Source organism: Catalinimonas alkaloidigena (assembly GCF_900100765.1).
In the GTDB taxonomy this organism is placed as follows: Bacteria; Bacteroidota; Bacteroidia; order Cytophagales; family Flexibacteraceae; genus Mooreia; species Mooreia alkaloidigena.
The window spans coordinates 311,939-326,978 of the sequence record NZ_FNFO01000004.1 but is presented as its reverse complement, the minus strand read 5'-3'; the positions used below and the strand labels follow the sequence as shown (position 1 = coordinate 326,978).

8 protein-coding genes are annotated in these 15,040 nt (G+C 57.8%); 5 read left to right on the top strand and 3 right to left on the bottom strand.

The genetic code is table 11. The features are described 5' to 3' along the window. Nucleotides 1–25 precede the first annotated feature (25 nt). Entirely contained in the window at nucleotides 26–799 is a 774-nt protein-coding gene (locus tag BLR44_RS12240; RefSeq protein WP_089682211.1) for a lysophospholipid acyltransferase family protein, read from the bottom strand. A 384-nt stretch (nucleotides 800–1,183) separates the two neighbouring features. On the opposite strand from BLR44_RS12240, the gene BLR44_RS12235 reads away from it, so the two are divergent. From BLR44_RS12235 to BLR44_RS12215, 5 genes are all read left to right on the top strand, one after another. After that, a complete protein-coding gene (locus tag BLR44_RS12235; protein WP_089682209.1) occupies nucleotides 1,184–2,020 on the top strand; it encodes a hypothetical protein in 837 nt (278 codons plus the stop codon). A 24-nt stretch (nucleotides 2,021–2,044) separates the two neighbouring features. After that, nucleotides 2,045–3,289: a T9SS type A sorting domain-containing protein gene (locus BLR44_RS12230; protein ID WP_218127059.1), complete on the top strand. Its 1,245-nt coding sequence runs from the start codon at nucleotides 2,045–2,047 to the stop codon at nucleotides 3,287–3,289. Between the two features lie 281 nt (nucleotides 3,290–3,570). Further along, nucleotides 3,571–10,104 carry an NHL domain-containing protein gene (locus BLR44_RS12225; protein WP_089682204.1) on the top strand — a complete coding sequence of 2,178 codons (6,534 nt, stop codon included), beginning with the start codon at nucleotides 3,571–3,573 and terminating at the stop codon, nucleotides 10,102–10,104. 2 nt (nucleotides 10,105–10,106) lie between these two features. Continuing rightward, entirely contained in the window at nucleotides 10,107–11,150 is a 1,044-nt protein-coding gene (locus BLR44_RS12220) for a PorP/SprF family type IX secretion system membrane protein (RefSeq protein WP_089682202.1), read from the top strand. 12 nt (nucleotides 11,151–11,162) lie between these two features. Beyond that, nucleotides 11,163–13,502: a LysM peptidoglycan-binding domain-containing protein gene (locus BLR44_RS12215; RefSeq protein WP_089682200.1), complete on the top strand. Its 2,340-nt coding sequence runs from the start codon at nucleotides 11,163–11,165 to the stop codon at nucleotides 13,500–13,502. Nucleotides 13,503–13,574: 72 nt separating this feature from the next. Here the strand turns inward: BLR44_RS12215 and BLR44_RS12210 are convergent, their stop codons facing one another. Beyond that, the gene (locus BLR44_RS12210; protein WP_089682198.1) at nucleotides 13,575–14,183 is read right to left on the bottom strand and encodes a porin family protein; all 609 of its coding nucleotides are present in this window, start codon (nucleotides 14,181–14,183) and stop codon (nucleotides 13,575–13,577) included. Between the two features lie 155 nt (nucleotides 14,184–14,338). Beyond that, on the bottom strand, nucleotides 14,339–15,031 hold the full coding sequence (locus BLR44_RS12205) for a head GIN domain-containing protein (RefSeq protein ID WP_089682196.1): 693 nt from the start codon (nucleotides 15,029–15,031) through the stop codon (nucleotides 14,339–14,341). Nucleotides 15,032–15,040: the final 9 nt, after the last annotated feature.

Below are 15,040 nucleotides of genomic sequence, written 5' to 3'. Positions count from 1 at the left end.
GTATCAGCAGATTAAATGCGCAATATCACGACTTCCCGTCAAATTCCCCAACCGGACGGAGGCGGGGCGACATCTGGTCCGGAAAGTGGCGTACCATTTCCTGGTAGATTACTTCGTAGGTGCGTTGCTTCAGTTCTTCCAGGTGCTCTATCGTCATCCCCTGGGTCACAATGGGCTCGTGGAGAATGACTTTACCGGGATGGCGACGCGGCAGAAACTTGCCGTCGTCGGGCAGAATGATCCAGTTGTAAGGAATGGTGACCGGCACGATGGGAAGCTGTTTTTCCAGGGCCAGCCGGAACGGCCCGTCTTTGAACGGAGCCAGCGCCGGCATCGGGTGGTCAGGAATGCCCCCTTCCGGGAAAATAACCAGATGGCTGCCGCGCTCCAGTGCCTCCCGGGCCGCAATCAGGCTACGGTATCGCCCCATCCGGCTTTTGCGGTCGACCGTAATGTGCAGTTTTTTAAACATGTAGCCGAACAGCGGCACCCGTGCCAGCGAGCTTTTCCCCATGTACGTAATGTAACCCGGCAGGGCATAGCCTGTCGTCGGGATGTCGAGGTAAGAAGCGTGGTTCGGGCAGAAAATGTACTGCTCGCCTTTCTTCACCCGGAACCGTCGCTCTACCCGAATGGGGAAGAAACTGAAGGCATAGAACAGGTGGGCCCAGATCCGATTCAACGGACCGGTGTAACGAAACCACGCCTTGCGGCGCAGAAACAACCAGAACCAGGGAAATAAGAGCGTGTAGAAAAAAGCGAACCAAAAAAGGCTCCACGCCCGATAGAGCTTTCTCATGTTTCCTGATGTACGCAGTGTGCCCGTTTAGGCCACCGCTCCAACCACAATTTTAGGGAAAATCGGCCGGTCGCCGGCAGGTGATCATCACGTCTCGACGGATGGTGTGGTATTATTCTCGAATTATTTTAAATAAAATCATTGCGTATGTAATGTTATATATTACTTTTGTATCAAATAATAGTAAATTTCGCATTCGGGAGAGATGGGTAACGGGATTAGATAGGACAAAGTAAAGAGATAAAGTGCTGGTGGATAGTGAATTGTGGTAATAAATCCAGTCCCGTTTCCTGCAAATTCGAAGGCTTGAACGCCCCGTTAAGACCATTAAGTAAGGTTTCCCGAGAAAAAAAGAGTTGTACTGAATCGCCTTTTTCTGAAGAAATGACCCGATACCGAACCGTTTTTGCCTTTTTCGAGCCGCGGGTGGCAGTGCTTGTCGCCGCTTTGTTCTTGCTGGCAGGCACCCCGGCGTGGGCACAAGAAACCCTCAAGTTGAACCTGCGGGTGTGGCTGGAAGGCGCTTACCAGCCGCAGGCCGATACGATGCGGACCGATCTGCAGCAAAAAGGGGTACTGGCGACGTACTACAGCGCTCAGGGCGATTCTATTTCGCCCATTGGGCAACGTATGGCGTCGGGCTATGCCGTTCCTGCCCGGGCGGTCGATGTCGTCAAACTGGAACTCCGTACGGACCCGAACGTCACCACACCGCTGGCAACGGGTTACGCTTGGCTGCTGAACGACGGTACCATTCGCGACTTTAAAACCGGACAACGGACGTATGCGGAAATTACCACGGCGCTGCCCGGCGGGAACTACTACGTGGTGATCAAACACCGCAACCACCTGCCCGTTATGTCGGCCGAAGCGATTTGGCTCAGCACCTCAAGCCCCGAAACCTCGGTGTATCATCCGCTGGCGGGGAGTTATGACCTGGGCGACCTGGAGCATGTCTACGGGGCGGGGGCCAAGCCGCTTTCGGGGATGCGCTACGGCATGATTGCCGGCGACGGCTACCAGGATTCGCGCTACGAAACCAACGCCAACGATTTCAATCAGGTGACGGCCGGTGTGCGCGAAGGCATCGGGTTTCTGTCGCCGGTGTACGACCCTCGCGACGTAGACCTGTCGGGTGAGATCAACGCCCGCGATTACAAGATTGCTTCGCGGGCCAACGACGCCCTCTATTTCGCCGGTTTCAAAGCAGGCCAACCTTAATTGTTTCCTGAAAAGATCATGACGATGCGCTACGGATACTTCTTGCTGCTGAGTTTCTTCCTGTTGACGGGAACGGCGGTGCGTGCCCAGTCTACCTTCGATGTTTCGGTCGAACAGTCGGTGCAGCACGATACCCTGTACCTGGACTTTTTTGTGCGGAAGACCAGCGGCACCGACTTTGTGCTGGGCTCGGCCAATTTTGCCGTGCAGCTTTCGGCCGATCAACTGGATGTGGCCCGTAAGTTTCTGGTCGAAACGTCTGTGGGACCGTGGGACAGCCGGACGATGCCTGGCTCTTACAACGCGCTCTCCGTCGGCGGAAAAGGATTTGTAAACGTCTCGATCTTTCAGAAAACGTCGGGCAACGGGGCCGGCCGGGCCATAACGTCGACCAAACAGCGGATTGCACGCGTGGGTGTACCGGTGCTCAGCCCCTGTGGTATCAATCACATCACCTGGTTACAAGGTCCCATGGCACTGTTCGACTTTGCCGGAAACGACATCAAGGCGCAGGCACAACTGGTGGCACCGGCTTCGCTGGATCTGAAAAAGACGTTTAGCGTGCCGACGGTCGTGTCTTCCAACACCACGATTTGCGCCGGCACCACAGCGCTGCTGACGGCCCAGGGCAAAGGCTCATTCCAATGGTTCCGCAACGGGGTCGCCATCGAAGGGGCGACCGCTGCCGAGCTGATCGCCGAAACTACCGGCGACTATGCAGTGCAGGCTTCGCTATGCGATACTTCGCTGCGCAGCACATCGGTTCACCTCGACGTGGTCGAGCCGCAAGCGGGTGCAATCACGCAACTCGGCGATACGCTGGTGGCCGACCAGGGCCTGGCCTATCAATGGTACCTGGACGGCCAGCCGATTGCCGGGGCCATGGCGCAGACCTGGGTACCGACCGCCAATGGTGTATACAACGTTGAGGTCACGAGTCTGTGCGGCACGACGCAGTCGGAACCGTACGACTACTATACCACGCCAGTTGCCGAGACGCCCGCCGCTTTTCGTTTCGAGGTGTATCCCAATCCTTATCAGGTAGCCACGTCCATTCATTACCAACTGCCGAAAGCGGGGCCGGTCCTGATCGAAGTGTACAATGCCACCGGGGTGAAAGTCGCTACCCTGGTCGACAAAGCCCTGCCAGCCGGAGCACACACGACGGATTTCGGGGCGGCCGCTTACGGACAGGGGAGTGGCTATTACCTGATTCGCTTCACGTATGAGGGCGCCACGGCGACGTACCGCGCGCTGGAAATCAGGTAAGGTTTGACGTACAGGTGTGCTCAATTTTTTTCAAAAGTAGTTTTTCCCTTCTTCCTTACTTCGCTTTTATTCACAGGCTTTTCTTCCGCGGGCTGAAGTGGTGCATTCTTCGCTACTTTGGCTTGCGGAATTGCTTTGGGGGGCGGTAGAATCCAGAATGGCTTGAGTATTATCTTCTTCCCGTTCCCACGAGAGTGTTCCGTACGCTGATTACTGACGCATAAACGACGAAGGCAGGCCCGTTTTGGCATGCCATTCCATTTAGTCTGATCACTGCTCCTATGTGGACACGCTCTTGTCTGGCCTGGATCTTCTTCACTTTGGCTCTTTTGGGGGGAAGTAAGGTTTCTGCCCAAATTGACTACCGACTTACGCTGGTTCCTTCTTTCAACACGACCTTCGACAGCCTCTACGTCGATGTGATGATGGCCCGCAGAAGCGGCTCGGCCCCCTTCGAACTGGGGACGTCCAACTTTGTGTTCGACGTCAACGGCAGCGGAATCGACCTGAGTACGGTCAGCAGCGACCAGATCGTGCGGAAAGGGCGGTGGAGTGCCACCCAGACGTCGGCCAAGTACGACCAAATGACCCTGACCAAAGGGGGACTGGGCAATTACCTGATCCTGAATACGTACGCAAAAACGGGTGTCGCGCCGCCGGGGGTACCCGTGCCCGACACCAATGCGCTGATCGCCCGCCTGGCGCTGCCCATTGCCAACTGCGCACAAAACCACGGCCTGACGTGGCGCAGCCAGGGAGATGTAACGACGTACTCGGGCGCTTCGGTGCGGAGCTACGGCACGTTTGTCAATCCGACCAACGGTCCCTTGCACCCGCGTCTGACGCCTCCGTTTGTAAACTATACCTCAACCCAAAGCTCCATTACGTTTTCGTGGCCGGCGGTTAAACTGGCCAACCGGTACGAAGTCAGCTTGGACAGCGGCAGTACGTGGACGTCGATCGGTGCGCAGACCAACTACACAATTTCCGGTCTCATGCCCGAAACCGTAGCGGATCTGACCGTGCGGGCCATCGGGAATTTCAACGGATGCAGCGATACGGCCTCGTCGGGGGTAGTGTTGGGCATCACCCAGAACTGCTCGCCGCTGACCTATCACCTGACGCCCGACACCACCTTGTGTGCGGCCAGCTCGGTGACGCTGCGCGTGCGCAACGTTCAGCCGTCGGGTAGTTATCAGGTTGCCTGGGCAGGGGGGGCATACACCAACAACTTCGACTTTACCTTTTCGCCGACCACCGATACGTTGGTCTACGTCGCGATTCGCAATACCTCGGTGCCTTCGTGTACTTACCTGGATAGCGTCTTGGTGCGGATCAATCCCCTGGGAGCCGACTGGCACGCGGCCGGGTTTCGCACGTCGTTCTGTCTGGCCGACAATCCCATCGAACTGATTCCCGATTTTCCGGGAGGCGTTTTTACCGGTCCGGGCGTATTCTACAACACGTCACTCGACAAATACTACTTCAAAGCCTCGTTGGTAGGGCCTGGCGACCATGCGATTACCTACGCGGTCTGTAACCAGCAGGTATCTCAAACGTTTTCCGTGGCCGATGCGCCCTGCGTGACGACGGTGGTCGCGCCCGGCTCCGGCTTCGGGGGCGGTAATCTGTTGCGCCTGCCGCAAAGTTTGTTCACAGCGTGCGACGGCTCTATTTATGTGTCGGATTCGGAGGAAGGCGTCGTGCGGCGCATCGACACACTGGGCCGGATGACGATCATCGCCGGAACACCTCAGGTCGATTCCAACAACGTGGGCACCGTGATGGCGGGGCAGTCGTACCTGCGTTTTCCGGTGGGCGTTGTGGCCCTGACCAACGGCGACGTCTACATTGCCGACGCCGAAAACCACGTTATCAAGAAAGTAAGCAACGGGCTGGTGTCGGTCGTCGCGGGGAGTTCTGCCCTGATGCCGGCACCGGGACACGTACCGCTGATGGGACAGGCTGCGGTGCCCGGCACGCAGGCGCGGTTCAACTTCCCCACCGGGCTGGCGGTTGATCCCAACGAAGAATACCTCTACATCGCCGACTCGAAAAACTGGGTCATCAAACGTTATGCACTGGCGACCGGTGAGGTGGTGACGTTTGCCGGAGACGGCACGTACGGCTTCCGCGACGGCACAGCCACGGTAGCGCGTTTCGGGCAAGTTGTCAACATGGCGGCCGACCGGGGCAACCTGTTCCTGGCCGATGACGATAACCTCAGTATCCGGCGAATCAAGATCAACAGTACCAATCCGACAGAATTTAACCGGAACGTAGTATCGACCCTTACCAACCGTCAGGTTGGCTTCCGCGACGGTCCCTTCAGCGGGGCGGGCGCACACCAGATGCGCCGTTCGCTCGGCGTGAGTGTGGACGGATCGGCCAATGTCTATTTTGCCGATACCGACAACCACAGCATCCGGCGAGTGGATACGCTGGGCAACGTGGTGACCATTGCGGGAAACATTCCTCCGGCCGATACCAACAACCTGCCCGGCTACGCCGACGGTGCGCCCGACGAGGCCCGGTTCTTCTACCCAACGGCACTTTCGGTGTACATCAACGGGTTCATCGACATTGCCGACAGCGAAAACGGCGCGATCCGCCGTCTGGCCATCGACAATTTCCGGGAGGGCATCTGGAACGGCCTTAATCCTGATTTCCAGTACTGCCTGAACGAGGCAACCGATACGTTGCGCTCCCTGTACCCGGGTGGGGTGTTTTCCGGTGATCCGGACCTCTTAAAATGGGTCAATGGGCGCTACCTCTTCGTCCCCTCGAAAGTTGGGACGTTTGAAATGACTTACACCTACGCGGTGGGGCCTTGTACGCAGGTCTTTCGCCAACTGGTTACCATTTCGCCGCGCCCGGTCGTAACGTTGAATGCGGAGGAACTGCTGTGTGGCGAGGGTGCGTCGGTAATCCTGATTGCCGGTGCCGATTCGTTGACATACGCCTGGAGCGGCCCGAACGGACCGATTGCCAGTACCGATTCGGCCATCGTGGTGACCGAGCCGGGCCAGTATTACGTAATGGGTCGCAATGCGGCGGGCTGTGGCACGTCGGCAACCGTGCTGGTGAAGCGCGTGGAGGCTACGCCGGTTCAGATCATTTCGCCCGCGCCGGTGTGTGCGGGCACTGCGGTGGTGCTGCGCACGCAACCCGCAGGCTTTGTAAGCTACCGGTGGAACAACGGGTCCACTGCCGATAGCCTGGTGATCACCAGCGGCGGGCGCTACAGCGTGACGGCGGTCGATGCTAACGGCTGTTCGTTTTCCGATACCTTGACGTACAACTTCACGACCATCGACGCAAGTCTGACGGCCTCGGGCGGCATTTGTGCGGGTGTGGCGGCGGCATTACGGGTCGAGCCACGAGGCACAGGTTACCTGTACTATTGGGCGAAAGACGGAAATGCGTTGGGGGTATCCAGCAATCCGGATACGACCGTGTTGGGCGAAGGTGTGTACAGCGTGCGGGTGCAGGACCCGAGCGGTTGTTTGAGTGCTGTGCGCAGTGTCACCATCCAGATCGGAACTCCGCCCGTTGCGGCAATTTTGCCTCCGGCTGCCACCGGTCAGTGTGTGGGCGTAGCGTTGACCCTCGATGCGTCGGCCAGCACGGGCACCTTGTTCCAATGGTTCCGCAACGGTGTGCTTCTGCCCGGTGCTACCAACAGTACCCTGCAGATTACCGACAACGGTACCTATCGCGTGCTGGTTTCCAACGCACAGGGATGCTCGGCACAGGCGCAATATGACGTGACCAGCTATTACCCGCCCCTTGGCGTGAGTCTGGATGTAGTGGGAACAGAGGCGTTCTGTGTCGGCGATTCGGTGACCCTCACTGCCCTGGTAGCACAGGCCAGCGCGAACATTACCGGCTACCAGTGGCTGAAAAACGGGAATCCGATTGCGGGCGCCACCGACAGCACCTACAAAGCCTACGAAGCGGGCATCTACCGGGTCATTGCGTACGACGCCAACTGTAGCGATACTTCTGCCGCCGATGCGGCCGATACGTTGCTTGTCAACCCCCGCCCCTCGAAACTGACGCTGACGGCGTCGAAAACGGCGTTGTGCCCAAGCGGTGATTTCGTGCGTCTGACCGTCACGGGCGGTACGGGTGCTACTCGTTTTCAGTGGTTGCGCAACAACGTACCACTTTCGATGGGCAGTAGAAAAGATACGCTGGTGACAGGCGGGGGCACTTATAAGGTAATTGCCTACAACACAAATTACTGTGACACCACCTCCAACGAAGTGACGCTCTTGGTTCTGCCGAAACCCACGGTGACGCTGGCCAGCCTTTCGGGCGACTCGGCGTGTGTAGGCGACATCATCCAACTAAAAACTGGTGGCAGTACAACGCTGGCCAGTTACAAATACTTCCGCAACGGCGTGCCCATCACAGGGCAAATTACCGATGCCTCCCCCAGCTTCCTGTTCTACTCAACCGGCACGTACAAAGTGGTCGCTTTCGATTCGTCGGGCTGTAACAGCGATTCTGCCCAGGTACGAATTGTGGCGCGCCCGCAACCTTTCGCCGCGTTGGTGCCGGTCGGTGAAGTCAGCGCCTGTACGAACAATACGGTGACGCTTTCGGCCGCCTCCAGCAATGCAGGACCCAATGCCCGCTACCGCTGGATTCGCAACGGAGTGGCCGATGCTACGTCTTCGGCCAGTGCCGAACTGCTGGTGAACAAAGAAGGACGTTACCGGGTCATCGTGTACAACCAGATGGGCTGTAGCGATACCTCGGCGGTGTTGGTGCTGCGGATTCGGCCTACGCCGGTGGCGGCAATTCAGCCCGCCGATTCGGCGCTGTTCTGCATCGGAGGCAGTACCGTTCTCACCGCCGTGGATAGCGCCGGTACGGCCGATTCGTACGAGTGGCTCAACGAAAACGGTTCGATGGGAGTGGGTACTTCAGAAATTCAGGTGAGCCAGCCGGGATGGTACCGGGTCGTGATCACCAACAGTGCTGGCTGCAGCGATACGTCGGCGGCGGTGCGGGTTGCGCATTACAGCGATCTGCCGGTGGCGCGACTGAGTCAGATCGGAGGCAAAACCTGTCCCGGCAGTCCGATCGCCTTTACGCATGTCGGCAGCGAAAACACCGTGAACATCCAGTATTTGCGGAACGGCGAACCGATTACCGACGTCATGACGCCGCGCGATACCTTCTTTATGGCGCAGGGGCAGTACCAGCTCGTCGCTTTCAGCGCGGCCGGATGTAGCGATACCTCCGCGGCGGTAGCCCCCGCGTTCTATCGACCACCTTTTGCGGCCATAGTCCCGGCGCAACCGCAGTACTACTGTGCCGGCGATGGGGGCGTTGCGATGTCGGCGGCGACCTCAGCCCCCGGCGACACCACCATCATGGGATACCAATGGTTGCGGTACGTAGGCAATGTGGCAACTCCCGTGGCGGGAATCACGACCAACGCCGATACGATCTTGAGCGCAGGAAATTTCCAGGTGGCAGTATTTGACCACAACGGCTGTAGCGATACCTCAGCAGTGGTACAGATCATCCAAACCGCGCGGCCGGTCGCCGTGCTGTCGCAACCGGTAACCACCACGGCCTGCGAAGGGGACTCCATCCGGTTGAGCGCTGGCGCAAGTCGGGAAGCCGATTCGTTCGAGTGGTTGCGCAATGGGGTTTCGGTCTACAAAGGCACGACGAAAGGCGATTCGATTTTCTATGCCGCCGAAAGTGGCACCTACGCGCTTGTGGCCACGAATGCGGGCTGTAGCGATACCTCGGTGGCGGTGGTGTCCTTATCCATTGCACCACGCCCAGAGCTGACCCTGGCGGCAGTGACCTATGCCTGCGATGCACCCAGCGTCACATTGAACGCGGGGAATCCGGGTGCCCGCTTCCGCTGGAACACCGGAGACACGACCCAGACCCTCGTCGTTACGACGGCAGGTTTCTATTCGGTCGCCATCACCACGCCGGGCGGGTGCACAGATTCCGCCCGCACAGAGGTACGTTTCCTGACCATTCCGGGCCGTGTGGAAGCGCAGGAACTGGGGGCTTCTTGTGCCGACGAAACCATTGCCCTTGCGGCCACAAGCTCTGGAAACGAATTGGAAATCACCTGGACCACCAACGGAACCGGAACGTTACGCAACGCCGATCAGCTGACGGCTTCGTACGAGCCAGGCCCGGGCGATCTGGATCAGGTTCAGTTTATCATCACCGTGCGCAACCCCTGTGGCGAAGCACGCGACACCGTAACGGCGACCATTCTGCCTTCTACCGAGGCCACTTTCTCGTACGATCCCGATGCCGTGCTGCCGGGCGATCCGATCCGATTTACCCCGTTGAACCTCGATCCTGCCCATACTTACACCTGGGCGTTTGGGGACGGGACGTCGAGTTCCGAGCCGAGTCCGGTCAAAAGTTATCCGAACGAAGGAAAATACCGGGTGTGGCTTACGCTGCAAAACCAATACGGCTGTCGCGATACCGCTTCGGTGATCGTGGAGGTGATTCGCACGCAAGTGGTGTTCGTGCCGAACATTTTCGATCCGCAGGCCGACAACCCCCACAACCGTACGTTGCGCGTGTACGGCACCAGCATTCAGTCAGGCGATTTTATGTTCCGGGTTTACGACCGCTGGGGCGAACTGCTTTACGAAACCAGTTCGTTCGAAGAGGCCAACCAGACCGGCTGGACAGGGCGCCGGAACAATGCGGGCGATCTGCTGCCGGTGGGCGCTTACACCTACATGGTGAAGGGCAAGTTTCTGGACGGAACACCTTTTGAAAAAGTCGGAACGGCAACGCTGATACAGTAATTATGAATCGCACTTTGACCCGATACTACGTCTTCTTCACGCTGCTGCTCACGATCAGTAGCCTGCGGGCGCAGGATGCGCAATTCTCGCAGTTTTATGCCTCGTCGCTTTACCTGAACCCCGCGCTGGCCGGACTGGAACAGGACCTGACGTTCAGTGCCAATTACCGGTCGCAGTGGCAGAGCATCGTGGTGCCCTATCTAACCAACCAGGTGTCGGTGATTGCGCCGCTGTGGCGCGAGCGCATCGAGCCGGTGCATGTCGGCGGAATCGGCTTTTCGGTTTTTAACGACCGGGCGGGCGACGGCAACCTGAATACCACCGGCGTGAACATGACGTTTGCGTATGATCTGCTGGCCAGAAACCAGGGCATGGCGCTGGTAGTAGCCGGTCAGGGCGGGTTGGTGCAGCGGAGCCTGGACATGACCAATACCGAATGGGGCGAACAGTTCAACCCTTTTATCGGCTTCGATCCGTCGGTACCGGTGAACATCAGCATGCTGAACTCACGCCGGACCTTTGCCGACGTCGCGGCGGGCCTTATGTGGGCGTACAATCCGCTGCGCGAAGCCGTGCGTTCGCCCGTAAGTTTTTACGCAGGGGTAGCGGGATCGCACCTCAACTCGCCCGATGAGTCGATGCGCCAGGGCTTTTCCAGCAGCCTGCCGATTTTGCTGAAGGCCCACACCGGTGCCGATTTCCGTGTGAGCGACAAGCTCCACCTGTCGCCCAACCTGTTGTGGATGCAACAGTCGGAACTCCAACAACTGAACGGCGGTGTTTACCTGCGCTACCAGGTGGTGCCGCATCCGTTCGGATTGCTGGGCGAGTCGGAATTTATGCTGGGGGGATGGTACCGCTACGGCGACGCTTTCATCATCAACACCGGCTTGTCGACGCCGGCCTTCACGGTGGGCTTTAGCTATGACGTCAACTCGTCGGGTTTGCGCTACAACACCAAAGGACGTGGCGCCTACGAGCTGAGCCTGACCATCCGCAATTTTAAAGAACACCGCCGCAAGCGCTTCTCGACGCCGCGCATCTGACGAACCGAACACATGACGCCGCTACTGAATCTACTGACATTTGCCACCCCGTCCTCGTTCCGGGTGCGTACGGGACTGCTGCTGCTGCTCGTGCTGTGGAGTTTGCCTTCGCTGGCACAGCGCGAACGAAAAACTTCTTCGGCCACGCGCATTGCCGACCAGTATTTTGACCGGGAAGAGTATTTCCAGGCGGCCGAGTACTACCGCAAGGCGCTGGAAGCGAATCCCGAAAACGACTATGCCGCCTTTCAACTCGGCGAGGCGTACCGCGCGTACTTTGCTTACGACCAGGCCGAGGCTGCTTACCGGCAGGCCAAGCAGGTCAGAGGCGCGTACGGGTTGCAGGCTACGTTCTGGTACGCCATGATGCTGAAGCTGAACAGCAAATACAGCGATGCCAAAATCGTCTTCGAGGATTTTCTGGATCGCTTTCAACCGGCAACCCCTGCCGAAGAGGCCCTGCGCGCACGTGCCGTACTGGAAAATAACGGCTGTACGCTGGCCCTGCAGGAGCTGAAAAAGCCGGAGCCGGACCACCAGTTCAAGGCTCTAAGCGCGCCTGTTAATACGCCCAACGCCGAGTACGCGCCCGCCATCTACGAACACGATTCGTCTCTGGTATTTACGTCGGCTCGTCCGGGTTCGAAAGGCGACGATGTCGACAACCGTACGGGGCAGATTTACAGCGACCTGTATCGATACGAGAAGCTTGGAACGCAGTGGAAAGCCGATACGACGGACGATCAATTTCAGCGCATCAACACCATTCGGAACGATGGCGCGGGGGTGTTTAATCAGGATCGAACCAAATTCTACTACACCAGCTGCTGGGAAAATCAGGGGGAATGCGCCCTGTACGTCACCACCCTGGTGGAAGGACGGTGGTCGAAGCCGGAGCGGCTGAACGAAAACGTGAACTTTCCGCGCTACGATACCAAACAGCCTTCGCTGACGCCCTCGGGCGACACGTTGTTCTTTGTTTCGCCCCGACCCGGTGGTTTTGGGCAGAACGATTTGTGGTACAGCGTAAAAAGTGGCGACGGTGAAAACTGGGAAAAAGCCGTGAACCTGGGTGGAGAGATCAACACGCCGTTCGAAGAAATTTCGCCATGCTACTATGCCCCGGAGCGGACGCTGTTTTTCGCCTCGAACGGGCACGAAGGGTTTGGCGGGCTCGACATTTTTGCGGCGCGCGGAGACTCCTGGAACGAAGTAGATAACCTCGGCTTGCCCTTCAATTCGAGTCGCGACGATTTTTATTTCGTGCTGGGCGACGCGTGGGGGTATCTGTCGAGCAACCGGGAAAAGGGTGCGGGCAGCGATGATCTGTACCGCTTCCGTCGTGAAAGCGAAGAATCGCTGATCGCCAGCATCGACAAAGACTCGACCGAAGAGTTTGAGAGCGTGACGATCTCGGGCAAAATTGTGGATGAAGACACGAAAGAGCCGCTGCCCGACGTCAAAGTGAATCTTAATAATCAGGACAACCAGCCGATCAAAACCACCTCTACCGACGACTCGGGGGTGTTTAAGTTCAAAAACCTCCCTGCCGATTCGGCCTACCAGGTGTCGGTCGACGAAGACAGCGATCCGTCGCGGCGTCGGCAGTTGCTGATTGACGGCATGGACGTGGAAGGATCGACCGCGGCGGCGTCTAAGCTGTTGTTTGAAAACATTTATTTCGACTTTGACAAGTACGATTTACGCCCCGAAGCGCGCAAAGTGCTGGACGAAATCATCGCGTATTCCAAAGGGAATCCGCACGTGCAGATCGAAATGAACGCCAATACCGACAACATCGGCTCGGACGAATACAACGAAAAGCTGTCGACCCAGCGAGGCCAGGCCGCTCGGGATTACCTGATTGCACATGGGCTGAAGAAGTCGGATCTGGTGATCGATGCACGCGGGGAGGGAAATCCGTTGGTGAGCAACGCGACTCGTACCGGACGCCAGGTGAACCGCCGCGTGGAATTTTACGTGATCGGCGGCCCCGACTTTGTGGCGAATGCCATGGTGTATGTGGTGCAGCCCGGCGAAACTCTCATGAGCATTGCCAAACGCCTCAATCAGAAAAAAGCTGACCTGATGCGGATGAACAACCTGACCGACGAAACGGTGGAGGCCTACCAGCCCCTGCGGGTTGTGCGGGCAGGAAACAACATCATCGCTCCGCAAACCATGGACGTAATCAACGGCACGGAGGCAAACGATGGCTATTATGAAGTGGAAGAGGGCATGACGCTCTATTCGATTGCGCGTCGGTTCAACTTGTCGGTCGAGCAACTGAAGGCCATCAACAACCTGACGTCAAACGAGATTCGTGTGGGGCAACGCCTGCGCATCAAGTGAGGTAAAGGTCTTTACAGAAACAAAAAAAGCCCGCTTCTTGCGGGCTTTTTCATTGTAATAAGCTCGGGTCGATTACAGGCCAAACGCGTAGCCGACATTCAGAGTGAATGCACCGTTCCGTACGTCAGGCACGTCGCTCAGCACGCGGGTAATGCCTTGGTTGTAACGCACATCCACATTGATCCAGCGGTGGTCCATCACACGGATGTTGGCGCCACCGCCGACCAAAAAGCCTAAATCGAGGGGCTCTACGCGATCTTCCAAATTCGTTTCTGCGTCGGTGCGCTGATCAATTCGCTTGGCCGACAGGTTGTAGGCGGCGTAAGGGCCCGCAAACAGGTTGGGACGAAAGCCGCCCTGCCCGAAGAAGTAGCGGAACAAAAGCGGCGCTTCCAGGTAACCCAGGTTGATCTGCACGTCTTGCTGGCCGGTTTCGACTTCCGCCCCCTTTGTGACGTACAACAGTTCCCCGGTGATGCCCAGGTGATGAATGTCGCTGTAGGTCAGGAACAAGCCTCCGTTGAAGCCTGTGTTCCACGATTTGGTGTCGTCGTTCGTAAATGTAGCCTGGTTCACGCCTACTTTCGGGCCAGCCGACCAGCGGCTTTGCGCATGAGCAGCTACAGAAAGACCCAGGAATAACAACGCAAAAAGCTGTATTTTTCGAATGTTCAGTTTCATATCGATTCGTATTAGTTCAAACTAATCGACTCATACTGAAATTCGTGAACAAAGGTTACACGCGACTGTATAGATCCTAGGGGCAGTCCCACAAGACCGCTTTTGTAGACAGACGCTATCGTGATGAAACCCAGACGATTGGATTGTCGGCTGAATCAACTGACTTTTTTGACCGATCCGGCGCCGCTGCTCTTTACGTTCGTGCGCGAGGGGCTGCCTTTGTAGTAGACATTGCCGGCACCGCTGGCATGGGCATCGATTTCTTCGGAAACCGTCACGTTTGCGCTACCCGCGCCGCTGACGCGCACCTCTGCCCGGCGGCTGGCCAGGTCGTAGCTTTTGTAGTCGCCCGCGCCGCTGATTTCCACGCGCTGTTCGCCCGTCCGTCCCGTGACGCGCAGGTCGCCCGCCCCTGAAATGGACGCTTCCAGCGATTCGGTATCGATCTCCAGACGCACGTCGCCCGCGCCGCTGATCCCGATGGCCAGCGCTTTGGTGTGCAGCGGCGTTTCGCCTTGCAGGTGTGTGGCACCACTCATTTCAATGCGGTCCAGACGGCGGCAGGTAATGTAGGCCTTAACCTTACGATTTTTGTACTGGTTCATGCGGACGTGCTCCATGCGCAGTACCAGCCGGTCGCCTTTGTTTTCTGTGATGAGTTTGTCCATCACGTCCTCGTCGGCTTCCAGTTCCAGCGATTCGGTATTGCCCTGGCGAAGATACACTTCGTAGATCCCGCTGATTTCCAGCTCGGAAAAGGAACGGATCGTGCGTTTTTCGCGGCTTTGCGCCAGGATGGAGAGGGGGAGCAGCAGCCCCAGCAGCAGAGGAAAGAGTGCTTTTTTCATCGTGTTCAG

Coding starts and splice junctions, on each gene's coding strand:
- BLR44_RS12240 (WP_089682211.1), bottom strand. CDS start 799: ATGAGAAAGCTCTATCGGGCGTGGAGCCTTTTTTGGTTCGCTTTTTTC.
- BLR44_RS12235 (WP_089682209.1), top strand. CDS start 1,184: ATGACCCGATACCGAACCGTTTTTGCCTTTTTCGAGCCGCGGGTGGCA.
- BLR44_RS12230 (WP_218127059.1), top strand. CDS start 2,045: ATGCGCTACGGATACTTCTTGCTGCTGAGTTTCTTCCTGTTGACGGGA.
- BLR44_RS12225 (WP_089682204.1), top strand. CDS start 3,571: ATGTGGACACGCTCTTGTCTGGCCTGGATCTTCTTCACTTTGGCTCTT.
- BLR44_RS12220 (WP_089682202.1), top strand. CDS start 10,107: ATGAATCGCACTTTGACCCGATACTACGTCTTCTTCACGCTGCTGCTC.
- BLR44_RS12215 (WP_089682200.1), top strand. CDS start 11,163: ATGACGCCGCTACTGAATCTACTGACATTTGCCACCCCGTCCTCGTTC.
- BLR44_RS12210 (WP_089682198.1), bottom strand. CDS start 14,183: ATGAAACTGAACATTCGAAAAATACAGCTTTTTGCGTTGTTATTCCTG.
- BLR44_RS12205 (WP_089682196.1), bottom strand. CDS start 15,031: ATGAAAAAAGCACTCTTTCCTCTGCTGCTGGGGCTGCTGCTCCCCCTC.